This window comes from Thermorhabdus hydrogeniformans (genome assembly GCF_049310025.1).
Lineage (GTDB): Bacteria > Bacillota > Thermosediminibacteria > Thermosediminibacterales > Tepidanaerobacteraceae > JBJYKD01.
In genome coordinates, this window is record NZ_JBJYKD010000288.1 from 1 (window position 1) to 236 (window position 236).

The 236-nt window shown below is 47.0% G+C and carries 1 pseudogene; it reads right to left on the bottom strand.

What is annotated here, in order from left to right:
- Window positions 1-236 (bottom strand): annotated as a pseudogene (locus tag ACKX14_RS16460) (diacylglycerol/lipid kinase family protein); the annotation flags it as partial.

Consider the following 236-nt stretch of genomic DNA (forward strand, 5'->3'; position numbering starts at 1 on the left):
CTGATAAGGCAGATATCTATCAGGCCGTCGTCAACCTTGGCCTGAGGTGCAATATGGATGTTGTTGCCATACTGAGTAGAGTTTGCAAAACTGATCAGAAAGGCCTCCAGTTCCTTGCTATGCCCGTCGATTGTCATCTTATAACGGCAGGCTTTGTACTTGGAAAACTCTCTTGTGATAAGCTGCATATAGGCAAGGGGACCACGGTTACGCCTTGTAGCAAACTTGTGGCTGAT